Source organism: Caballeronia sp. NK8 (genome assembly GCF_018408855.1).
In the GTDB taxonomy this organism is placed as follows: Bacteria; Pseudomonadota; Gammaproteobacteria; order Burkholderiales; family Burkholderiaceae; genus Caballeronia.
The window spans coordinates 441,802-464,281 of sequence record NZ_AP024323.1 but is presented as its reverse complement, the minus strand read 5'-3'; the positions used below and the strand labels follow the sequence as shown (position 1 = coordinate 464,281).

The window sequence follows — 22,480 nt, the reverse complement described above, 5'->3', positions numbered from 1 at the left end:
TCGGATGCACACCGGGGAGACCGCGATAACGGGGAATAATTGCGACGATCGGACGCTTCGGTCCGCTTGTTGATTAAATGCCGGGACTTACGCGATGTAAAGTGCGCGGCCAGTTAAATCGTGCATGCGATCTAGCATGTATCGGACAAAGTTGCCGGTCTTGCCGATTAGCGAATGCAGTGCTTCATGGGTTTGTGTGTATTCCTTATTTAATGGTTTTTTTAAGGAAACCACGGTTTAGCAGCAAAAAAAAGCGCGCCGATGAACTGGCGCGCTGCACCCGCTTAGCATCGCCGCAAACGCGCGATGTCTGACTGAACCTTCTCGTCTCAAGCCCGCTCCAGCACCGCCATTTCCCTTACCACCACCAGCAGCATCGACAAACTCGCGCCTCCGCTCGCGCGCAGCTCCGCCAGCAGCCGCGTATACCGTTCGAGCGCCGCCTCACGCTTCACGCGCCAGCTTTCGACGATCACATCCGGCGTATCGATGCCGCGCGATTGCTCCAGCGCGCTCACCGTGAGCGCGCGCTTGAGCCGCGCGAGCTCTTCCATCGCCGCCGCGCGCGCGAGCAGGTCCCAGTGCGTGGCGATCGGCAGCGCCATCGCCCGTTCGGCAATGCCGCGATAGTCGAGCAGCGTGCCGATGCCGAAGTACACGCTCGCGACGAGCTCCAGATTGCGCTCCGAGCACGCGGCCACTTCCGCGCTGTCGAGCACCGCCGTCGCGATCTCGCCGCTCGCGACGCGCGCCGCGAGACTGCTTTCGACACCCGCGTCCTCCAGATCGCGCCGGCGCGCATACCAGGCGTCGAGCTGCGTCGCAGGCAACAGCGCGGGCAATTGCGGCGCGAGCCTTTGCGCGGCCTCGCGGCAACGCGCGAGCACGCCCTTCGCCTCGTTTGCGCCTGCGCCGTTGTGGTTCAGATGGCGCAGGAACCACAGCGACGTCTCGTCAAGCAAACGCACGACATCGACGAACATGCGCGCCTGCACTTCATCCGCGACGATATTGTCGAGGCCGTCGATGCTGCGCCACAGATCGTCGAGATCGAAGACATCGCGTGCCATCAGCGCCGCGCGCACGATATCGCTCGGGCGCGCATCGGTCTCTTCCATCAGCCGATGCACGAACGTGCAGCCCACGCGATTCACGAGCGCATTGGTCAGGTGCGTCGCGAGGATTTCGCGCTTCAGCGGATGGTGCTGCATCGTCGCGCTATAGCGTTGCTGCAAAGGCTTCGGGAAGTAATCGGGCAACATGTCGGCGACGAGCGCGTCTTCGGGCACATCGGATTCGAGCAGTTCGTCGTAGAGCCACATCTTGCCGTACGCGAGCAGCACCGCGCGCTCCGGCGACGTGAGCCCCGACTTCGCCGCCGCGCGCTCGGTGATCTCGTCGTCGGACGGCAGGAATTCGATGCGGCGCTTCAGACGTCCCGCGCGCTCCAGAAAGCGCATCATGCGCGCTTCGGCATCGAGCGTCTCGGCTTCATGGCGCTTCGCGATCGACAAAGCCTGCGTCTGCGCGTAGTTGTCCTTCAGCACGAGCAGGCCGACTTCATCGGTCATCTCCGCGAGCAGCGCGTTGCGTTGCTTCTCGGTCATCTCGCCATCGGCGACGACGAGGCCGAGCAGGATCTTGATGTTGACCTCGTGATCCGAGCAATCGACGCCCGCGGAGTTATCGATCGCATCCGTGTTCATGCGCCCGCCGTGCTGTGCGAACTCGATGCGCCCCAGTTGCGTGAAGCCGAGATTGCCGCCTTCCGCGACCACCTTCGCGCGCAGCTCCGCGCCGTTCACGCGCACGGCGTCGTTCGTGCGATCGCCCACCTGCAGATGCGTCTCCGCGCTCGACTTCACATACGTGCCCACGCCGCCGTTGTAGAGCAGATCCGCTTCGGCGAGCAGGATCGCGCGCATGAGTTCGTTCGGCGCGAGCACCGATGCGCTGATGCCGAGCGCGGTCTGCACTTGCGGCGAGATCGGAATCGACTTCGCCGTGCGCGGATAGACGCCGCCGCCCGTGGAGATCAGCGCGGTATCGTAATCGGCCCAACTGGAGCGCGGCAGCGCGAAGAGACGCGCGCGCTCCTCGAAGCTCCTGGCGGCATCGGGCGTCGGATCGAGAAATATGTGTCGATGATCGAACGCCGCGAGCAATCTGATGTGCCGCGACAGCAGCATGCCGTTGCCGAACACGTCGCCGGACATGTCGCCGACGCCGACCACGGTGAAGTCGGTCGTCTGCGTATCGAAGTTCATTTCGCGGAAATGACGCTTCACCGATTCCCACGCACCGCGCGCGGTGATGCCCATCTTCTTGTGGTCATAGCCGACCGAGCCGCCGGATGCGAATGCATCGTCGAGCCAGAAGCCGTATTCATGCGCGATCGCGTTCGCGTAATCGGAGAACGTGGCCGTGCCCTTGTCCGCCGCGACGACGAGATACGGGTCGTCGGGATCGTGGCGCACGACGTCGGGCGGCGGCACGATGCCGTCGGGCGTGCGGTTGTCGGTCACATCGAGCAGACCGCGCAGGAACATCTGATAGCACGCGACGCCTTCGTTGAGAAACGCCTCGCGGTCCGTCACCGGCGGCGGATTCTTCACGACGAAGCCGCCCTTCGATCCCACCGGCACGATCACCGTGTTCTTCACCATCTGCGCCTTCATGAGGCCGAGCACTTCGGTGCGGAAATCCTCGCGCCTGTCCGACCAGCGCAGCCCGCCACGCGCGACGCGTCCGCCGCGCAAGTGCACGCCTTCCACGCGCGGCGCATAGACCCAGATCTCGAACATCGGCTTGGGCTCGGGCAGGCCCGGCACCTTCGACGGATCGAGCTTGAACGATATATACGGACGCGGCTGGCCGTTCGCATCGCGATGAAAATGGTTCGTGCGCACCGTCGCGGTGATGACGCCGAGGAACTGACGCAGGATGCGGTCTTCGTCGAGGTTCGGCACTTTGTCCAGCGCCGCTTCGATATCGGCGAGTACGCGTTCCGCGGCCTTGTCGCGTTCTTCCATCGCGCCGCCGCGCGCCGGATCGAAACGCACCATGAAGAGTTGCAGCAGCTTCCTCGCGATCAGCGGATTGCCGATCAGCGCGCGCTCGATATACGCATCGCTGAAGGTCGAGCCGACCTGCCGCAGATACTTCGCATATGCGCGCATGATCGTCACGTCGCGGGCGCCGAATTCCGCGCGCAGCACGAGGCGGTTGTAGTCGTCGTTCTCGATCTCGCCCGACCACACGCTTGCGAACGCGTTTTCGAAAAGCGGCTTCACGCGGTCGATATCGAACTCGACGTCGTCCTGCAATTCGAGCCCGAAATCGTGGACCCATGCATTGGGCGCGCCGGTCGGCTCGATCAGATACGGACGCTCTTCATCGACGCGCACACCGAGATGTTCGAGCATGGGCAGGCTGTGCGACAGCGCGATCGGATCGCCCGCGCGATACACCTTGAAGCGGAACGCGCGCTTGCCCGCTTCGATCGGCCGATACAGGCTCATCGAGAGACCGCCGGGGCGCGTGTGCGTCGCCTCGATCAGTTCGATGTCGCGCACCGCCGTGCGCGCCGGATAATCTTCGCGATAACCCGCCGGGAACGAATCGGCATAACGTTGCAGCAGCCGGTTGCCGGCTTCCTCGCCGTGACTGTCGATGAGCGCATCGGCGAGATCGTCCTGCCAGCGGCGCGCGACCTGCACGATGCGCGCTTCGAGTTCGCGCGTATCGACTTCGGGCATCGCGCCTCGTTCGGCCCGCACGACGATATGAATGCGCGCGAGCGGCGACTCCGAGAGCAGCGGCGTGAATTCGATGCTCTTGCCGTTGAACGCTTCCATCAATACCTTGCTGATGCGGCGGCGCAAGTCCGTGTTGAACTTGTCGCGCGGCACGAAGACGAGGCACGACACGAAGCGGTCGAAACGGTCGCGCCGCACGAACAGGCGCGTGCGCTGATGTTCCTGCAGGCGCAGCACGCCGAGCGCGATATCGAAGAGCACGTCTTCATCGGCCTGGAAAAGCTCGTCGCGCGGATACTGCTCCAGCACGGAAATGAGCGACTTCGCCAGATGCCCTTTCTCGAGAAAGCCCGCGCGCCGCACGATGTTCGCGCACTTGCGCCGCACGATCGGGATTTCGGAAGTCGGCACGAGATACGCCGTGGACGTATAGAGGCCGAGAAAGCGCCGCTCGCCGGTCACCTTGCCATCGGGCGACGTGCGCTTCACGCCGACATAGTCGAGATAGCCCGGCCGATGTACCGTCGCGCGCGAATTGGCCTTGGTCAGAAAGATGGGCGCCGCGCCTTCGATGATCGCGGCCGCGCCCGGCGGCAGCGGCGTCACGTCGCCTGCCGATGTCGCGCGCAAGGTCTCGCGCAAAATGCCCAGGCCCGAGCCCGGCACGCCGCGCAACGCAAACCCGCCTTCGTGCTCGACCAGTTCGTAATCGCGGCAGCCGAGGAAGGTGAAATGATCCGCGACCATCCATTCGAGGAACGCGCGGGACTCGATGCCATCGGGCGTGGTGTCGCGCGCCTTCAGTTCGCCGATCGCGACGCGCGCCGACTCGGTGACCTTCGGCCAGTCTTCGACCGCCGCGCGCACGTCGCCCAGCACGCGCGCGATGCTGTCGCGCACCTCTTCCAGACGCTCGCCGTCGCTGCAGCGGTCAACTTCGAAATGGATGAACGATTCGAGCTCGGAATGCGTGTCGCCCGCTTCGGCGTGGCCCTGCCCGATGCGCTCGATCTCCCCCGCATGCGCGCCCTTGCCGGCACGCCACACGCGAAACACCGGGTGAATCGCCGAATGCAGCGCGAGGCCGAGCCGGTTGAGTTCCATCGTCACCGAATCGACGAGAAACGGCATGTCGTCGTTGACGATCTCGACCACCGTGTGGTCCGAATGCCAGCCGTGCTGCTCCAGATTCGGGTTGTACACGCGCAGGACTTCGCGCCCGCGCACGAACTTCTGCGCTGTCTGCCAGTGCGCCATCGCGGCGCCGTAGAGATCGACGACATCGCGGCTCGCGATGTCCTCGACGTCGACCTGCTCGTAGTAATAGCGAAGAAGCGGCTCGATGACCTTGAAGCTGGCTTCCGGCAATCGTGCTTTCGCAAACTCCAGAAGATCGTTGATGAGGTGTTCGACCCGCGCTTCGTTCTTGACCAGCATGGTGTCCTCCCGAGGCTTTCGGTTGCGATGCGGTTGCGGCACGCTCTTCGAATCAAGGAGATTATGCGCCGGCCCGGGGGTTTGTCCGCGAGTCGGCCATGTGCGGTTGCACAACGAGGGTGCGCAGCTTCACGCTACGTTAGCCGTGTCGCGTGACCTTTGCGCGACATCGGCTTTCGGCTATTGTCGAGGGCGACGCATCGAGCCGATGGAGGCATTGCCATGCAGAACAGCACGCAAGAGTCAGCGCAGCAAACGGTCGTCACGGTGCGGCCGCAGCAGGAAATCGCGACGGTTCAGCGCCTGCCTTATTTCATCGGGTTGTCGGCGGCGACAGCGGGCACGCGCGGCCTCGCGATGCATCTCGTCGTCGTCCCGCCGGGCGGGCATGGCGAGCCGCATGTGCATGTGGGCTACGAGACGGGCATCTACATACTGGAAGGACGCATCGAGACGCGCTATGGGCCGGGACTGGCGCAATCGGTCATCAACGAGCCGGGCGACTTCGTGTTCATTCCGCCCGGCGTGCCGCATCAGCCGGTCAATCTGAGCGCAACCGAGCCCGCCCGCGCCGTGATCGCCCGCAACGACGCGAACGAAGCGGATCGCGTCGTGCCGTACGATCCGAAGGAAGCCTCGGCGTCTCAGTAGCCGGATGCGCCCATGCCCGGCAGATCGACATAGCCCGAGTCGGAGAAGCGCGCGCCGCCGAACGCGCCGCCCGCGAGCTTGCCACGCACCGCATACGACACCTTGCTGACGGTGTCGCCGTTCGCGAAGCCGAACGCCTGGCGCGCGACGGAGAACGCCGACACCGTCACCGGCACCGACACGATCGTCTCGCCGAAACGCGGCACCGTGCCGCGCTGATCGCTCACGCCGCTCGCGAACGCACGGCCGTTGAGGTCGAGATCGAGCGCGACGCCGTCGAAGTCGATCGGCGCGTCGTTCGGGTTCTGCACGCGCAGTTTCACGGCAAAGCGCATTTCGAGCCCCTGCCCTTCGAGCGGCTCGATGCCCGCGACCGACACGCGCATCGCATCGCGATTGAAGAAGCCTGCGCAGCCGTCGAGCGCGAGCATCGCGAACAGCACGGCGAGCAAAAGGATGAAGCGACTGCGCGTGTGATTGGTTTGCATGACGGCGGGTCTCCTCGCGTTATCGTTCAGAAATGCAGCGCGTTCAGCAGCATGCGCCCATACGCATGATGAAACCAGACATCGTCGATGACGAACAGCGCCGCGGCCCACGCAGCCATCACGATGATCAGATCGCAGTGGCCGCTCGTCCACAGTCTGAGCGAGTGACGCCCGGCGATCCACGGCACGCCGAGCGGATTCGGCCAGTCGGCAAGCAGATGCATGATGCCGCCGCACGCGAAGCCGAACGCGACCGGCGCCGCCGGATGCCGCCCGAGAAAATGATACGAAAGCGCGAGCAGCGCCGCCCAGCCGATGCCCCAGTGCGTGAGCGTGCGATGCGTGATCCACAGCCTGCGCGCCCGCGTCCACCAGGCGACTTCGAGCCAGTCGGGCGCGGTGGCGCCGGCGACGCCCGCCAGCAAAGCAAGCGCGCCCGACACCATGTCCGCGCCCGCTGTCGTGACCGGATGCATCACGACCGCCGCCGCGATGATGCCCGCCGCCCATCCGGTCGCGTGATGCGCCTTGCTCGATGCCATGAAAAACCCTGCCTTGTCACCCGTGCCGAAAGAGCGCGCATGTTCGCACGGCGGGCACATCCGGGACCGGGCTGAAACATAAACTTACGGAATTGCGCGCATCGAAACACGCTTGTGATCACAACGGCGGCGAGGCGGCGCGGCGTTGACTAGAATGGTTGCTAGATTGCTGCGCAATTCTCGCTGCGGACGCTGCCCGATGCGTCTCACGCGTGTACGCGCAGCGCGCATTGAACGTATCCATTCAAATCCAGCCGTCATGCAACAACTGAAATACCTGAGCGCCTACCCGAACACGCTTCAGGACAAGGTGCGCCGACTGATCGCCCAGCAACAACTGGGCGCTTACCTCGACGCACGCTATCCGAACAAGCACGCCGTCCAGTCCGACCGCGCGCTCTACGACTATTGCTCAGACCTGAAACAGGAATTCCTGCGCGTCGCGCCCGCGATCGACAAGGTCTTCTACGACAGCAAACTCGACGTGCTGCGTCACGCGCTCGGCCTGCACACCGCGATCTCGCGCGTGCAGGGCGCGAAGCTCAAGGCGAAGAAGGAGATCCGCATCGCGTCGCTGTTCAAGGACACAGCGCCGGAGTTCCTCCGGATGATCGTCGTGCACGAGCTCGCGCATCTGAAGGAAAGCGATCACAACAAGGCGTTCTATCGGCTATGTGAGTTGATGCAACCGGGCTACCACCAGACCGAGTTCGATCTGCGGCTCTATCTCACGCATCGCGATCTCATCCGCACCAGGGCGGCGTGAGTTGGCGTGAGCGTCGCTGCGCCGCATCAATATGACCACGCGAGCGCGGCGGCGTATCCCGAAGGCGCGTCGACTGCGATAACGTCAAATGCGCCTGCTTCGCGCGTGATCGCATAGCGAATGCCATCGCGCGGCAGAACCGAAAAACCGCTCATCGTGATCGCACCGCCGCCGATGCCGTGGCCGTGCGCCTTCAGCACCGCTTCCTTGGCCGTCCAGCAGTCGAAGAATGCGCCGATTCTGGCGACGTCGTCGGCCATTGCTTCGATTTCCTCGCGGTCGATGTCCGCGAGCACGGCGGGCGCCAGTTCGCGCCAATGGAACGTCGCGCGTGCCTCCTCGATATCGACGCCCACGCGCCTCGCCCGCGACACCGCGATCAGGCCATGATCGCCCGAATGGGACACGTTGAAGTCCGGCGTGTCCGGATGGGCAAGGAACGGCCTGCCTCTTTCGTCGGCGTCCAGCACGAGGCTCGCGGCATCTTGACCCGTCTCGATGGCCAGCACATGGCGCAGCGCGCAGCGCACGGAGGCGAAACGGGCGGCGTCCGCGTGACGCAGAAAGCGCGCGGCGCGCGCGCGCTCGCTAGCGTTCATCACGGCGTACGCCGCGTGGTCGAGCGGCATGGCGAAATCGAAATCGATCCGCCACACGCGCACGTCGCCGGGCGCATCGGCGGGAAGCGGGATGGGCCGGAGGTCGAAGGGAATCGTCGTTTCGGTCATTTGGGCGCGTACTGGGCCTCGCCGTTGCCGAAGGACCAGTTCTCCTTCTTCACTTCGACGAGGCTGATGAACACGTCCTCGCGGCGCAGCTTTAGGCGCTCGTGCAGACCATCGGCGATGGCCTTGTAGAACGCGCTTTTCTTGGCGAGATCGCGGCCTTCGTTGAGCGTGACCTGGATCACGACGCAATCGTCGGTGCGGTTGATGCCGAGATACGTGCGGTCGATGATGAAATCCGTCGCGCCATGTTCAGCGACGATCTGAAAGCGGTCGTTCTCGGGCACGTCGAGCGTCGCGCGCATCGCCTCGTAGACCACGTCGCCGATGGTGGCGCGATACGCGCTGTCCTTGCCTTTCTGCAGATCGATTCGAACGAGCGGCATGAGCTTCTCCTCATAGATGGTTTCAACGATGTTCCGGATGCAGCAGCAATTGCGGCAAGCCCGCGCGATCGACGTACACGACGGCGTTCTGCCCGAATTCCTTCATCAGCGCATCGGCGCTCGCGTGCGTTGCGCCTGGCACGAAGAGACTCGCTTCGGCCAGCCAGATGTTCATCGGATCGAGGCCCTCGCCGCGCAGCGCGCGCAGCCCCAACTGTCCGACGCGCTCGATCAGCTTGCGCTGCCGCGCCGCGTTTTCTTCGGGCGCGAGCACATGACCGAACGGATTGAACGCCGTGACGAACACAGCGCTCTCGACCTCGTGTTCCGCAAGCAGCGACGCCACCGCGCTATTCGCCACGCCGATCCTCATGTCGATGACCGGCTGCGCTTCGATCCGGTAGATCGCGGTGCGATACGCATCGAGCGTCGCGGCGGGCAGTCCGTGCGTGCGTCCGAGTTCGATCGGCTGGCCGTGCGGCGTGGCGCGCGCGGCCTCGTCCCATTCGACTCGCCTCTGCGCGAGCGTCTCGATGCTCACGCAGCCCTTCTCCGTCGTGAGCCGTTCCAGCGCGCTCAGCCAGTGCGTGTAGTAAGTGTCGCCGTGATCGGGATCGCCGGATGCCTGCGCGTCCCTGATCGCCACGCTCAGCGCGTGCGCCCACTCCTTCCACGTGAACACGCCGCGCTCGTACAGCGCGAGCGTCATCGCGAAAGCCTGCGCTTCCCACGGCTCGCGGAATACCGGGCCGTCATCGTCGAAAGGCAGTTCGGGCAAGGCGGCGCGCAGTTCGTGCAGCTTCGGCTTCGGGTCGTTCGGGGTCATGTCACGCTGCATCGAGATACGGCTCCCAGCAATCGACACACACCGACGACGCCGTCGTGTCCGGTCCCCAGAGTTCAGTCGCATCGAAACGCACTGTGTAGAGCCAGTGCGGATGCTCGCCGTGGCCGAGCGCGTTTTCATCGGGAAACACATGCGTGCCCCGCACCGCGACGATACGCCCCGCCTTGCCCCGGCAATAGCGCGGCAGACGCGTGTGCGTCGGTGGATTCATCAGCTTCGTGCGAACTTCATCGCCGACGGCAAAACGCGCGGGCGATGTCGCCGGACGCTCGACCGGCGAGCCGCGCAACAGCGCCGCGCTCACGTCCGCAGCCTTCAGCACGCGCACGTCAGGCTTCGCGGCGGCTTGCGAATGGCCGCTCGCGATTTCATCGGCGCTTGCGAGTCCTTTCGCCATCAGGAGCTTCTTCAAGCCCTCGAACCAGATTTCGTAATAGCTGCTGCCGAGATATTGCGCGGGCGGCAGGCTCTCGCGCGCCGCGCGCGAGGTGTCGATATTCCATTGACCCGTTGCGCCCATCGCGAGCGTGACGGCCAGCACGCGCCGCTCCCAGTCCGCATGAAAAGGCGATGCGCCCGGCGCGTCGCACGCGTCGATCTCGACGGGACCGAACGCCTGCATTCCGCCCATGTCGTGCGCCGCGTTCATGCCGATGCTCCCATCGCCTGCGATGGCGAAACCGCGAGGCCCGTGCCGATCATCGAATCGCGCGTGACGAGGTCGGCGAGTGCGTCTTCGTCGAAATGATCCGTGCCGGCGGGACGCTTCGGCACGACGAGGTAGCGGACTTCGGCGGTCGAATCCCACACGCGCAATTCGACCTGCGCGGGCAATTCGACGCCGAAGTCCTTCAGCACGCCGCGCGGATCGATCACCGCGCGCGAGCGATACGGCGCCGACTTGTACCAGACGGGCGGCAGCCCGAGCACCGACCACGGATAGCACGAGCACAGCGTGCACACGACCATGTTATGTACGTTCTCCGTGTTCTCGAGCGCGACCATGTGCTCGCCTTGCCGCCCGCTGAAACCGAGCGATGCGATCGCGGCGGTGGCGTCGTCGAGGAGCCACGCGCGAAACGCCGGATCGCGCCACGCCTTCGCGACGACACGCGCGCCATTGCGCGGCCCGACCTTGTGCTCGTACGTTTGAACGAACACATCGAGCGCCTGGCGGTCGATATAACCTTTCTCGATCAGCAGCGATTCGAGCGCGCGCACGCGCAGATCCATCTCCGGCAGCGCGCTGCCGGCGTGATCGTGATCGTGATGATGGGGATGATCGTGGCTCATGAGCGGGCTCGCGAATGGCACAGACGTCACACGTTACCGGAGTGTGCGCGCGCGTGCAAACGCCGTCACGACCCGCTCGCGCGCCGCCTATACTTGGATCAGCGTCTCATGTGAGGAGGATGCCATGACACGCAAATATATCGATTGCCGCGAGTGCCCGAGCGATGTGAAGTGCAGCGTCGCGCTGTGCGCGGACAGCGAGGACGAGCTGATGGAAGCGGCCGTGCAGCATGCGGTCGCCGTGCATCAGCACACCGACTCGCCCGAACTGCGCTCGCAACTGAAGACCCTCTTCCACGACGGCACGCCGCCGGCCTGATTGCCGCATTTGCGCGGTCAGCCTAGCTCGAAAGTCGTCACGCCGAAGATATTCGCAAGCGGCACGTCCGGCGCCGCTCGCGTGTACATGCGCGCCGTTTCGAAGACGCTTTGCATCGAATGCTCGACGGCGAGCGCGACAGCCGCGGGATTGCTTTCGGGCACGTCGAGATACACGGTTTCGCCCGGCAGAACCGACACGAGCGCGCGGAACAGCGAGCGCGCGGCGGACAGATCGTCGGCGAAGAGCGGACCGATTTTGTGGCCCGTGCCGCAGCGCCGGATCGCGCCGAATCCGCACAGCGCGTCGCCATCGAGCGCGACGAGTGCGCGCGCGCTCGCAGGCGGCTGCGCCAGCCACGCGCGCAGGAAAGCGGCGCGCTCGCAGGCGAACATGCGCGTGTCGTAATCGAGCATACGTTCGAAGGGAATCTCGAGCGCGTCGACGATTTTCACGCCGTCGACAGGTTCTTCGTCCGAAGACGCGACGCCTTCGTAGCGCACATTGCGATACGCCAGCACGAAGCCTGATTTTCGATAGTTGGGCTGCTGCGCCAGCACGCCGTCCAGCCCGACGTTGCGTGCGCCGAGATACGCCATGCCGTGGTTCCACAGACGCATGCCGAAGCCCTTGCCGCGCCATTCCGGACACACGATATAGAGCCCGATGAAACCGAACGCGTCGCCATACGCGACCGCCGAGATGCAGCCGATCGGCGCGTCATCCCAGGTGCCGACGAAGAAGCCGTGTGGATCGGCGGCAAAGAAAGCGCGGGCATCGTCGAGGCCGGGGTTCCATCCTTCGGTCGCAGCCCACGAAAGCGCGACGTCGACATCGCGCGGCATCATGCGGCGCACGGCGAAGCGAGGGTCATCGGGAATCGCGTAGGACGGACACGGAACGGACGACATGGAAAGCGCCTTGTCGAAATGCGAATGCGTTCAGTGTCGCGCGTTTCTGGTGCAGGGGAAAGGTGCTGCGATGGGTGGGAACAACGAGGGGAGAAGAACTGCGGAGGAAGATCGGGACGGATGGGCGCCGTCCCGATCAGGAATAGCCCTGACGCCGCTCGCCGCGGCTGAAGCTCTGGCGCGAGCGCCAGTCTTCCGAGCGCAACACCTGCTCGCCGTCCTCGCGGGCTTCTTCTTCGGATTCGAAGCCATCGTCGCTATACGCGACGACCTTCATGCCGCCGCCCGCTGCGCGTTCGACAGTGATGCCCCAATGCCACCCGCCTTCCTGATGAAAGACGTGCAGCGCCGGTTTCGACGATGTGGTCAGTTCCATAAATGCGGCTCCTTCGAGCAAACGCCCGTCACGCTTACCGGCGCCGCCCGATGAGACACTCCCTGCTACCGGCGCTTGAATATTTGTATGGATGCGCCGTTGCATGAATGCTTGGACGTACCCGCCAAGGACAGCATACGCAATGCGATGCTGCGTTGCAACACGAGGTTTCCCTAGGCGTGGTGCGAATGGCACGGGAGTCACAAGAATTAACAGGAAAGTCGTCGTTGTTACGCGCAATAGACGCGAGATGTCAGCAACGACCGTTACCTGACATGTTCATGCCCGCTTCATTCGCCATCCCAGTAGCCGAGTGAATCGCTCGCGCGAAACACGGCGCGCAAGCCTTTCACGCCGGGTTCTTCGGCGACGAGCACGGCCTGACGGCCCGTATCGGGATACTCGACCACTTCGGGCGACTGCATCGTGCTGACAGCCAGGTAGCGCAACGATTGCGCACCCGTATTGACGATCTGATGCGCCGTTGCTGCATCGCCCGGCGGACAGGCGATCACATCGCCCGCGCGGATCGCATGCGACTCCTCGCCGATGCGTACTTCGCCCTCGCCTTCGATGACGAAGAGCATCTCCTCGTTCACGCGATGATGATGAAACGGAAACGCCCGTTTGCCCGGTTCGAGCACGATCAGGCTATAGCCCAGCTTCTTCGCGCCGAGCATGGCGCCGATGCGCGCGATACGTGGCGCATAGCGTTCGGCGGCGGCGCCTGTCGGCGCGAATTCGGGGGGCAGCGGTTGCGGATCGATTACATCGAGATTGATGATGGGCGGTTTCATGGTGGATGTCGCTATCGGTGTCATGCGTTTGTCACTCGAATGTCACGCTTGCGTTCGTGTTCCGCGAGCCATGCGGCGATCGCGTTGCATGTCCAGTCCGCATCGTCGTGCGGCAGATCGTGGCCGGCCCACGGATGCACCGCGTGCGCCGCGCGCCATTGTCGCGCGATACGCACGGAGCACACCGGATCGACCATCCGGTCGGCCGCCGACGACAGCAGCAACACCGGACAGCGCGGCGCCTCGCGGCCCGCGCGAAAATGCGCTGCCGCCAGGAGTTGCCGCAACGCATTCGCCGCGCTCGCGCCATGCGTGCGCCGTAGCGCCGCCCATTGCGCGATGTCCGCATCGCGCATGTCATCGCGATTGCAGGTCAGGCGATGAATCAGCGCTTCGCATCGCTCCGGTTGAGTCCAGTACATCGCGATCCTCGCGAGCATCGGCCATGCCGCGGGACGCAGGCGCTCGCGCACGCGCGCGAACGGACGCATGCTCGTATTGATCAGCACCAGCCGCTCGATCTCATCGGGATGATGCGTGACCCATGCGGTCGCGACCATCGCGCCGAGCGACATCGCGAGTACGCGGCACGGCAGGCGCAGGTTCAGCGCGGCGGCACGGGCGCGCACGAGGTTCATCATCGCGACGACGGATTGCGGCGCGGCATCGGAACGTTCGATGCCATTGCCCGGCAGATCGATGCAGACGAGACGCTCGCCCGTATCGACCAGCCTGTGCGCGATGAACGCGGCGTCGAACGCGCCCCAGTGGCGCGCTTCGCGTGTAAGGCCGCGCAGAAAAATCCAATCGCTCATGATGCGCCCGCGCGGCGCCAGTGTTCGCGCGCGCGCCGCAACAGGTCCTCGCGAAATTCTCCGGCAGGCAGCCAGCGGCGCGACGAAAACGCGGCGCGCGTGAGGAAATCGAAGAAGTTCGGATGACGCCTCAGCACGCGCCGCGTGCGGTGCGCCTTGATCGGATTGAAGATGCCGAGGCGCGAGAACAGCTGCATCGGATTCTTGCGAATCCAGCGCCACGAGCCGAGTTCGAGCGTCATCGGCAGAAAGATGTTCGGTGCGCGCGAGCGGTCATACGCGAAGTCCCACAGATCGCCGTGCAACAGATATTGATGGCTCTGCGGTTCGAATGCATAGCCGTGATGCGGATACGACTCCTCGAACATCGTCTTCAGCAGATACATTTCTGGCAGATGCGCCATTTGCCGCTCGGTGCGCGCATAGGGAAACCAGATGCTGTCGTCCCAGCCGAATCCCGAATGGCAGTCGAGCGCGAAGCTCAGCGGACGGGACATCAACTGCTCCTCGACCACCGACAGCAGCGCCGCGCTCTCGGTTTCCATGCGGCCATCGACGGGCCCGCGATACCACGGCAGCCACGGGCCGATGCGCTGCCCGCCCGCGAGAAACGGCACGCGCCCTTCCGCGCTTTGCGGCGCGTTGCGCATCAGGTCGACGCCGTTCGGATTCGCGCGGGTGCGCGCGAACATGCCGCCGGGATTCACGATCGGCATGAAGATGAGGTGGATCGCGCGCAATTGTTGATGCAGCGTGTCGTCCCATTCGAGGCGGCGCAACAGCGCGCGCATGTACTCGAGCACGAGTTGCGTGCCGATGCATTCGAGCCCATGCACGCCGCCGAAAAAGCCGATCGCGGGCGCTTGCGGATCGTCCGAGCCGATCGATGCGGTCAAAAGCGGAAACGCATGCTGGCGCGCCTGCACTTCGCCGATCGTGCGCCACGCGAGACGCGCGCCGCCCGCGACGCGAATCGCGTTCAGTTCGTCCATTTCGGGAAAACTGCTGGTGATGGCAATGCTCGAAGGGCTCATGACCGCGGCCTTTTTTTGTCGTATTCGCAATCCCGGGACGCCTCGCCCGGGACAGTCGAGTATAGGGCGCAACGTCAGTACACGGCACATGGCATGCGATATGCGCTCCAGCCGAAAACGTCTCCTGCTGTTTTGCGTTCTGTCACCTAGAATGAGATGACCGTGCTGCACGGTATGAGGTATTCGTCATGACAACCACTCCCCGTATCATTCTCGGCGCGCTTGCATTGTGCTGCGCGGCTTCCGCGTTCGCACAACCGCAGGCATCGCCCAGCGATCCGAACGCGCCCAAAACCCGCGCGCAAGTCCGGCAGGATTTTCTACTATGGCGCTCGGCGGGCTACGATCCGAACGACTGGCTGAACTATCCGGACAACGCGCTGCGCGCGAGCCGCATCATCGCGCAGCGACAGGCTCGCGGCGAGATTACCGTGCAGTGAGCCGGTAATCGGAGCATTCGTCAGGCGGATCCTGCGCGCGTTTTGTCCGCGCGCAGGATCCGCCGTGCGATGCTCCAGCGATGCACTTCCGACGGACCGTCGTAGATCCGGAATGCACGCATGTCCGCGAAAATCCGCGCGACGACGGTTTCATGCGTGACGCCCTGGCCGCCGAGCATCTGCACCGAGCGGTCGACGACACGCCACAGCGCCTCCGACGACACCACTTTCGCGATGCTCGACTCGTGTTTGCCGAGCACGCCTTGATCGAGCACCCACGCGCAATGCCAGATGGCGAGGCGCGTGACGTGCAGATCCATTTCGTTGTCCGCGAGCATGAAGCCGACGCCTTCGTGCTCGCCCAGCGCGCGGCCGAACGCCTGACGTTCTCGCGCATACGCAGTGGCGATATCGTGCGCGCGTCGCGCGGCGCCGAGCCAGCGCATGCAGTGCGTGAGACGCGCGGGCGATAGCCGCACTTGCGCGTAGCGGAAGCCTTCGCCCGGCTCGCCGAGCACGTTTTCCTTCGGCACGCGCAAGCCCTCGAAGCGCACAACGCCGTGGCCGCCGGGAAAGCACGTGTCGAGCGAATCCATCGCGCGTTCGATGACGATGCCTGGACTCGTCATGTCGGCGAGGAACATGGTCGCGGGTCCGTCGACGAACTTTGCCATGATGATCGCGACCGACGCGCCGTCCGCGCCCGTGATGAACCATTTGCGGCCATCGATCACGTATTCGTCGCCATCGGGCACGGCGGTGGTCTGCAGCATCGCGGGATCGGCGCCCGCGCCCGGCGGCGGCTCGGTCATGCAGAAGCACGAGCGGATGTCGCCCGCCGCGAGCGGACGCAGCCAGCGTTCCTTCTGCTGCGGCGTGGCGATCGCTTCGAGCAGATGCATGTTCCCTTCGTCTGGCGCGGCGATGTTCAGCGCGACCGGGCCGAGCGGCGAATAGCCGGCTTCCTCGAACAGGATCGCCTTCGCGACGTGATTCAGGCCGAGACCGCCGAACTCCGGCGAAACGTGACTCGACAGCAAGCCCGCCTTGCGTCCTTTCGCGATCAGTTCGGCGCGCAGCGCCTCGTTCGGACCGTGCGGCGTGCAACGCGGATCACGCTCGAAAGGCACGATCTCCTCGGCGATGAAAGCGCGCACGCGCGCCTGCAGTTCGGTCAACTCCGGCGAAAGCGAAAAGTCCATCGGCAATCCTCTAAGGGAACGGGTTGAACGGCAAGCTTAACCGCGCGAGCGCATCGCGCGCCAGTGGCTTTGCTTACTCGTCGTATTCGGTGTATTTGCGCGCATCGCCCTTTACCTTGTGCGCCGGATACTTCGACCGGTTCAGCGCCATCTTTTCGATCAGCGCGCGGTGCAGATCGACGTCGAGCGAATCCGCCAGCATCACCAGATACGCGAGCACGTCCGCCATCTCGTGACTGATGGCACGCAGTCTGGTTTCGTCGAGTTCCGTCCTGTCGCCGGTTTCGAGCCACATGAACGGCTCCAGCAGTTCGCTCGCCTCGACGGAAAGCGCCGCGGCCAGATTCTTCGGTGAATGAAAGCGGCTCCAGTCGCGCTCGCGCACGAACTCGCGCAGCATGTCGCGCATCTGGATCAGTTCGCTTGCGCCTTCCTGCTGATTCTGTTGCTCCATGAGCTTTCCTCTGACGGTTCGTTGCGTAGCTTAACGCGATGTCTGGTTCCATTCCTCTTCCGATTCGAACTACGCTCCGTCTTATCCCAGATGTCCAGAATTCGCATCCTTCCGTCCGGAATCCGCGAATTCGAGACATTGTGTGCGGCACATCGTAAACTTCTTGCTCTTCTTAACTACGACTCATAGAATCGCAGTTAAGCAATGGCGACGACGAACGTCCGTCGAGCGATCCCATATCGAATTCCAAGGAGCATCGAGATGTCCAAGCGTATTCTGGTAGTTGGAGCCGGCTTCGCCGGCATGTGGAGCGCCCTTTCCGCAGCGCGTCTCATCGATCAACACGGCAGGACGGATATCGAAGTCGTGCTGATCGCGCCGGAGCCGCATCTGCATGTGCGTCCGCGCCTTTACGAAGAAAACGCCGCGCGCATGAAGGCGCCGCTGCTGGACATCTTTGCATCCACGGGTGTGCGCTTCATTCAGGGTACGGTTTCGCGCATTCACGTCGAACACAACGAGGTCGACGTGCTCGGCACGGACGGCACGCCGTCGACGCTGAACTACGACCGTCTCGTTCTGGCCACCGGCAGCCGGCTGTTCCGTCCGCAGATTCCGGGGCTCGCGCAACACACGTTCAGCGTGGATCAGGTCGAAGAAGCCGCCGCGCTCGAAGCGCATATCAGGAATCTCGCGACGCGGCCGGATACCCCTGCGCGCAACACGGTGGTCATCGCGGGCGGCGGATTCACGGGCATCGAAACGGCCGCGGAAATGCCGGCGCGGCTGCGCGCGGCGCTCGGAGAGAACGCAGATGTGCGCGTCATCATCGTGGAGCGCAACAAGGAGATCGGGCCGGACCTGGGAGCCGGTCCGCGACCGGTCATCGTCGAGGCGCTCGAATCGCTCGGCGTGCAATGGCGGCTCGGCGCGGCGGTGACGTCCGTCGATGCCAACGGGCTCACCACGTCCGACGGCGAGCGCATCGAAGCGAGCACGGTCATCTGGACCGCCGGCGTGCGCGCGAACGCGCTGACCGCGCAGATTCCCGCCGAGCGCGACGCGCTGGGCCGCCTGCATGTGGATCGCAATCTGCGCGTGCTGGGCGTCGATACGGTCTACGCAACGGGCGATGTCGCCTACGCCGCCACCGACGACGAAGGCAATCACGCGATGATGTCCTGCCAGCACGCGATGAACCTCGGCCGCTCGGCGGGCCATAACGTTGCAGCGGATTTGCTGGGCGTTGCGCCGATTCCGTATAGCCAGCCGAAATACGTGACATGTCTCGATCTCGGCCCGTGGGGCGCGGTCTATACGGAAGGCTGGGAGCGCGAGGTGAAGATGTCGGGGGCGCAGGCGAAGGAATTGAAGACGCGCATCAACACCGAGTGGATCTATCCGCCGAGCGCGGCGCGGGCCGAGGCGTTCGCTGCCGCGGACCCGCTGCGTATCGTCGTCGCTTGAAGCGGATTCAGGCCGCCGGATAGAGACCCAGCACGCGCGCATGCAGGCGCGCGAGTCCGAGCAGGGCATCGGTGAACGGCGTCGGCACGCCGGTCATCGTGCCCAGCTCGCGCACCGACGCGACCAGCGCGTCGAGCTCAACTGCCTTGCCCGCCTGGACGTCCTGCAGCATCGACGTTTTCATCGCGCCGAGCTTGAGCGTCACCGCGTGACGGTCTTCCGGCTGCTGCTCGATCGGAACGCCGAAGCGCGCGCCGATGTCCTTCGCCTCCAGCATCACGTTCGTCACGAAACCGCGCACGAGGTCGTCGCTCAAGATGCGGTCGGTGGTGGCGCCGGTGATCGCACTGATGGGGTTCATCGTCATGTTGCCCCATAGCTTGAACCATACGTCGCGTTGAATCTGCTGCGAGAGCGTGGCGTCGAAGCCCGCCTTCGAGAAAAGCGACACGAGCGATTCGGTGCGTGCGGTCGGCGCACCCGTCGCCTCGCCGAGAATCAGGCCCTTGCCCTGATGATGCCGGATGACGCCCGGCGCTTCGACGAAGCAGCTCGCATGCACGACGCAGCCGACCGTCTGCGCGCCCGGAATCGCGGCCGCGATCGCGCCATGCGGATCGACCGATGTAAGGCGCCTGCCCGTGAACGGCGCGCCGAGGCCGTCGCAGAACCACCAGGGCACGCCGTTCATCGCGGTCAGCACGGTGGTTTCACCGCCAAGCAGCGGCGCGATGTGCGCGGCGACCGATTCCATCGCGGGCGCTTTGACCGCGACGACCACGAGATCCTGCGCGCCGAGATCGGCGGGTTCCGCACTTGCCGCAACCTTCACGGTGTGCGTCGCATCCTTCTCGACGAGTCGCAGACCGTCTTGCTTCAACGCGTCGAGCGTCGCGCCGCGCGCGATCACGGTGACATCGCAGCCCGCCTGCGCGAGCTTCACGCCGATCCATCCGCCGATGGCGCCCGCGCCATATACGCATACTTTCATCGTCCCGAACCTCGCTGATGTCGATCATCCGGTCATCATTGTAAGAGCGGGACGCGGCGCGCGTCGCAAATTCAGTGCGCGATGCCCGTGGCGAGCTTCGCGACCGCCAGCAGCGTCAATCCGAACGCGCCCGCGAGCGTCACCGCGATGACCGGCAAGAGCGGCAGCTTTACCTGCGCGAAGTCGGCGTTGTGCGACGCGCGCTTGCGCACGCCGAAAAAACTCCAAAGCACGATGCGAATCATCTTCAAGAGTTCCATGAGCGGCTCCTTTGCGTCGGTGAACGGTTCTTTTACGCGTCCATGATGAGCGCGGCGGCGGGCGAAAAACAGCAGCAGTTGTGGTGTATTTGGCTGTAGCAGAAGGAGGCGCGGGGTTCGCTGCTACCGTCGAAATCATCGCAACTGCTGCTTGTCGGGGTGCCGTTCGCGCTCTATCGTTGGCCCTCTCTCCGCTACGTCGCCACTTCCATGTACCGATACACCGAGTTCGACAAGGCATTCGTGAAGAGCCGTGCCGCGCAATTTCGTGATCAGCTCGAACGCTGGCAGGACGGCCGTCTGAGCGAAGACGCGTTCCGCCCGCTGCGCCTGCAAAACGGCTGGTACGTGCAGCGTCATGCGCCGATGCTGCGCGTGGCCGTGCCCTACGGCGAACTGTCGAGCGCGCAGTTGCGGGTGCTCGCGCGCATCGCGCGTGAATACGACGACCCCGATCCCGAGGTCTACCGCGCGGCGAGCGAGGCGCAAGGCAAGCTCGGCACGCAGCGGCTGCCGACCCATTGCGCGCACTTCACGACGCGCACCAACGTCCAGTTCAACTGGATCCCGCTCGATAAGTCCGCGGACGTGATGGACCTGCTCGCGACCGTCGACATGCACGGCATCCAGACGAGCGGCAATTGCATCCGCAACATTTCCTGCGATGAACGTGCGGGCGTCGCGCCCGATGAAGTGGCCGACCCGCGTCCGTTTGCCGAGATCATGCGTCAATGGACGACGCTGCATCCCGAGTTCGCGTTCCTGCCGCGCAAGTTCAAGATCGCGATCACAGGCGCGAGCGAGGATCGCGCAGCGACCGCGTGGCATGACGTCGGCCTGCAACTCGTGCGCGACGAAAGCGGCGCGCTCGGCTTTCGCGTGAGCGCGGGCGGCGGCATGGGACGCACGCCGGTGATCGCCACGCTGATGCGCGAATTCCTGCCGTGGCCGCACATCATGAATTACATCGAGGCGATCGTGCGCGTGTACAACCGCTACGGCCGCCGCGACAACAAGTACAAGGCGCGCATCAAGATCCTGATGAAGGCCGAAGGCCAGCGCTATATCGATGACGTCAACGAGGAATTCCGGCAGATCGTCGAGCATGACGGCGCGCCGCACCTCATTTCGCAAGCGGAACTGGAGCGCGTGAGCGCGTCGTTCGTGCCGCCGGCATTGCACGCTTCACCTGCGACGTCCGATGGCGTCGTACCGGACGCGCATCCGCTTTTTGCGCGCTGGCTGCAACGCAACGTCGCACAGCACCGAGACCCCGCGTTGCGCATCGTGACGCTGTCGTTCAAGCGTCTGCTCCAGTCGCCGGGTGACGCGAGCGCCGATCAACTCGACATCGTCGCGGATCTCGCCGATCGCTTCTCGGCGGGCGAAGCGCGTGTCACGCACACGCAGAACATCGTGCTGCCGTGGGTGCGCGCAAGCGAACTCTTCGCGCTGTGGCAGGCGGCGCGCGATGCGGGCCTGGCGAGCGCGAACGTGCATCTTCTCACCGACATGATCGCGTGCCCCGGCGGCGATTTCTGCGCGCTCGCCAATGCGCGTTCTCTGCCGGTGGCGCAAGCCATCTCAGAGCGCTATCAGGATCTCGACGAACTCGACGACATCGGCCCAATCGATCTGCATATCAGCGGCTGCATCAACTCATGCGGGCATCATCACAGCGGACATATCGGCGTGCTGGGCGTCGACAAGGACGGGCGCGAGTGGTATCAGGTCACGCTCGGCGGATCGGACGGCAGCGCGGCGAGCGGCGCGGCGCAGCCGGGCAAGGTGATCGGGCCGTCGTTCAGCGCGGCGGAAGTGCCCGACGTCATCGAGGCGATCATGACGACATATAGCGACGCGCGCGAGCATCATGAGCGCTTCATCGATACGGTGCGACGCCTGGGGATCGAACCGTTCAAGCTTGCCGCAAACGCAGCCCGTGCGAATGATGAGGTGACGGCATGAACGAGATTCGAGGCATGTGCATTCTCACGCAGCAGGATCATGACGCGGATACGAACGAACGCGTCGCGATCCTCGCGAACGACGCCGATCCGCACACGCTGAAGGATCAGCTGGCAGCACTCGATCGCATCGAATTACATTTTCCGCATTTCACCGATGGCCGCGCGTACAGCCAGGCTTATCTGCTGCGCAAGCGTCTGGGTTTCGCGGGAGATCTTCGCGCGACCGGCGATGTGCTGATCGATCAGCTCGTGCAGATAGCGCGAACCGGGTTTTCGAGCGCGGTGCTGAAAGACGGGATGGACGTCGCGGATGCCCAACGGCAGTTCGCGCGTTTCGCTGGTTATTATCAGGGTGATCTGGCGTCACACTGAACCGCCCATTCGAACCGATATAAGCCCTCTTCGACGCCTTTCAAGCCCCGCCCCGAGAAAATAAATCGCACTGGAAACATAGCGCTCCGGTATTGAAACGATAGCCTTCGCACCTACCTTGGATGCATAGGCAGCGACACCCCGCGCTGTCGTTTCAACTTCCTGCTGCCGGCCTCGTT

General features: G+C 64.4%; 24 protein-coding genes. 7 read left to right on the top strand and 17 right to left on the bottom strand.

What is annotated here, in order from left to right:
• Positions 1–329 precede the first annotated feature (329 nt).
• The gene (locus tag NK8_RS16795; protein WP_213230118.1) at positions 330–5,195 is read right to left on the bottom strand and encodes an NAD-glutamate dehydrogenase; all 4,866 of its coding nucleotides are present in this window, start codon (positions 5,193–5,195) and stop codon (positions 330–332) included.
• 222 nt (positions 5,196–5,417) lie between these two features.
• Between NK8_RS16795 and NK8_RS16790 the strand changes: the two genes are divergently transcribed.
• Positions 5,418–5,846: a cupin domain-containing protein gene (locus NK8_RS16790; protein WP_213230116.1), complete on the top strand. Its 429-nt coding sequence runs from the start codon at positions 5,418–5,420 to the stop codon at positions 5,844–5,846.
• Here the strand turns inward: NK8_RS16790 and NK8_RS16785 are convergent.
• Positions 5,840–6,334, bottom strand: a complete 495-nt coding sequence (locus NK8_RS16785; RefSeq protein ID WP_213230114.1) for an LEA type 2 family protein — start codon at positions 6,332–6,334, stop codon at positions 5,840–5,842. The two genes, NK8_RS16790 and NK8_RS16785, sit on opposite strands and share 7 nt — an antisense overlap.
• 26 nt (positions 6,335–6,360) lie before the next feature.
• Positions 6,361–6,876, bottom strand: a complete 516-nt coding sequence (locus NK8_RS16780; protein WP_213230112.1) for a metal-dependent hydrolase — start codon at positions 6,874–6,876, stop codon at positions 6,361–6,363.
• A 259-nt stretch (positions 6,877–7,135) separates the two neighbouring features.
• Between NK8_RS16780 and NK8_RS16775 the strand changes: the two genes are divergently transcribed.
• Entirely contained in the window at positions 7,136–7,642 is a 507-nt protein-coding gene (locus NK8_RS16775; RefSeq protein WP_162067245.1) for a M48 family metallopeptidase, read from the top strand.
• A gap of 26 nt (positions 7,643–7,668) precedes the next feature.
• Here the strand turns inward: NK8_RS16775 and NK8_RS16770 are convergent, their stop codons facing one another.
• From NK8_RS16770 to nthA, 5 genes are read right to left on the bottom strand one after another with little or no spacing between them, the layout of a single operon-like run.
• A complete protein-coding gene (locus tag NK8_RS16770) occupies positions 7,669–8,370 on the bottom strand; it encodes a 4'-phosphopantetheinyl transferase superfamily protein (protein WP_213230111.1) in 702 nt (233 codons plus the stop codon).
• Positions 8,367–8,753, bottom strand: coding sequence for a tautomerase family protein (locus NK8_RS16765; RefSeq protein ID WP_162067243.1), 387 nt, complete (start codon positions 8,751–8,753; stop codon positions 8,367–8,369). Before NK8_RS16765 ends, NK8_RS16770 begins: the two co-directional genes overlap by 4 nt.
• A gap of 22 nt (positions 8,754–8,775) precedes the next feature.
• Positions 8,776–9,579: a nitrile hydratase accessory protein gene (locus tag NK8_RS16760; protein ID WP_213230110.1), complete on the bottom strand. Its 804-nt coding sequence runs from the start codon at positions 9,577–9,579 to the stop codon at positions 8,776–8,778.
• Position 9,580: 1 nt separating this feature from the next.
• On the bottom strand, positions 9,581–10,249 hold the full coding sequence (gene nthB, locus NK8_RS16755) for a nitrile hydratase subunit beta (protein ID WP_213230109.1): 669 nt from the start codon (positions 10,247–10,249) through the stop codon (positions 9,581–9,583).
• Entirely contained in the window at positions 10,246–10,893 is a 648-nt protein-coding gene (nthA, locus tag NK8_RS16750) for a nitrile hydratase subunit alpha (RefSeq protein ID WP_213230108.1), read from the bottom strand. Before nthA ends, nthB begins: the two co-directional genes overlap by 4 nt.
• A 124-nt stretch (positions 10,894–11,017) precedes the next feature.
• Here nthA and NK8_RS16745 point away from each other — a divergent pair, with 124 nt between their 5' ends.
• Positions 11,018–11,212 (top strand): DUF1059 domain-containing protein, encoded by a 195-nt coding sequence (locus NK8_RS16745; RefSeq protein ID WP_213230107.1) that lies wholly within the window; start codon positions 11,018–11,020, stop codon positions 11,210–11,212.
• 17 nt (positions 11,213–11,229) lie between these two features.
• Here NK8_RS16745 and NK8_RS16740 read toward each other — a convergent pair whose 3' ends face one another.
• The 5 genes from NK8_RS16740 to NK8_RS16720 form a co-directional block, all read right to left on the bottom strand.
• Positions 11,230–12,060: a GNAT family N-acetyltransferase gene (locus NK8_RS16740; RefSeq protein ID WP_225936347.1), complete on the bottom strand. Its 831-nt coding sequence runs from the start codon at positions 12,058–12,060 to the stop codon at positions 11,230–11,232.
• Positions 12,061–12,259: 199 nt separating this feature from the next.
• A complete protein-coding gene (locus NK8_RS16735) occupies positions 12,260–12,499 on the bottom strand; it encodes a hypothetical protein (protein WP_162067237.1) in 240 nt (79 codons plus the stop codon).
• A 290-nt stretch (positions 12,500–12,789) separates the two neighbouring features.
• On the bottom strand, positions 12,790–13,296 hold the full coding sequence (locus NK8_RS16730) for a cupin domain-containing protein (protein ID WP_213230104.1): 507 nt from the start codon (positions 13,294–13,296) through the stop codon (positions 12,790–12,792).
• A gap of 20 nt (positions 13,297–13,316) precedes the next feature.
• Entirely contained in the window at positions 13,317–14,111 is a 795-nt protein-coding gene (locus tag NK8_RS16725; RefSeq protein WP_213230102.1) for an alpha/beta fold hydrolase, read from the bottom strand.
• Positions 14,108–15,145: a M14 family zinc carboxypeptidase gene (locus NK8_RS16720; protein ID WP_162067234.1), complete on the bottom strand. Its 1,038-nt coding sequence runs from the start codon at positions 15,143–15,145 to the stop codon at positions 14,108–14,110. The genes NK8_RS16725 and NK8_RS16720 overlap by 4 nt, the downstream gene beginning before the upstream one ends.
• A gap of 188 nt (positions 15,146–15,333) precedes the next feature.
• Between NK8_RS16720 and NK8_RS16715 the strand changes: the two genes are divergently transcribed.
• Positions 15,334–15,585 carry a DUF4148 domain-containing protein gene (locus NK8_RS16715; RefSeq protein ID WP_162067233.1) on the top strand — a complete coding sequence of 84 codons (252 nt, stop codon included), beginning with the start codon at positions 15,334–15,336 and terminating at the stop codon, positions 15,583–15,585.
• A gap of 20 nt (positions 15,586–15,605) precedes the next feature.
• Here the strand turns inward: NK8_RS16715 and NK8_RS16710 are convergent, their stop codons facing one another.
• Positions 15,606–16,787, bottom strand: coding sequence for an acyl-CoA dehydrogenase family protein (locus NK8_RS16710; protein WP_213230100.1), 1,182 nt, complete (start codon positions 16,785–16,787; stop codon positions 15,606–15,608).
• A gap of 73 nt (positions 16,788–16,860) precedes the next feature.
• Positions 16,861–17,241: a nucleotide pyrophosphohydrolase gene (locus NK8_RS16705; protein WP_213230098.1), complete on the bottom strand. Its 381-nt coding sequence runs from the start codon at positions 17,239–17,241 to the stop codon at positions 16,861–16,863.
• Positions 17,242–17,502: 261 nt separating this feature from the next.
• Here NK8_RS16705 and NK8_RS16700 point away from each other — a divergent pair, with 261 nt between their 5' ends.
• The gene (locus NK8_RS16700) at positions 17,503–18,708 is read left to right on the top strand and encodes an NAD(P)/FAD-dependent oxidoreductase (RefSeq protein ID WP_213230096.1); all 1,206 of its coding nucleotides are present in this window, start codon (positions 17,503–17,505) and stop codon (positions 18,706–18,708) included.
• 7 nt (positions 18,709–18,715) lie between these two features.
• Here NK8_RS16700 and NK8_RS16695 read toward each other — a convergent pair whose 3' ends face one another.
• Together NK8_RS16695 and NK8_RS16690 are read right to left on the bottom strand one after the other, a co-directional pair.
• Complete coding sequence (locus NK8_RS16695) at positions 18,716–19,699, bottom strand: 2-dehydropantoate 2-reductase (RefSeq protein ID WP_213230094.1); 984 nt, start codon at positions 19,697–19,699, stop codon at positions 18,716–18,718.
• Between the two features lie 71 nt (positions 19,700–19,770).
• On the bottom strand, positions 19,771–19,959 hold the full coding sequence (locus NK8_RS16690) for a DUF2970 domain-containing protein (protein ID WP_213230093.1): 189 nt from the start codon (positions 19,957–19,959) through the stop codon (positions 19,771–19,773).
• Positions 19,960–20,169: 210 nt separating this feature from the next.
• Between NK8_RS16690 and NK8_RS16685 the strand changes: the two genes are divergently transcribed.
• Positions 20,170–21,927, top strand: a complete 1,758-nt coding sequence (locus NK8_RS16685; protein ID WP_213230092.1) for a nitrite/sulfite reductase — start codon at positions 20,170–20,172, stop codon at positions 21,925–21,927.
• Complete coding sequence (locus NK8_RS16680; protein ID WP_213230091.1) at positions 21,924–22,301, top strand: DUF934 domain-containing protein; 378 nt, start codon at positions 21,924–21,926, stop codon at positions 22,299–22,301. Before NK8_RS16685 ends, NK8_RS16680 begins: the two co-directional genes overlap by 4 nt.
• Positions 22,302–22,480: the final 179 nt, after the last annotated feature.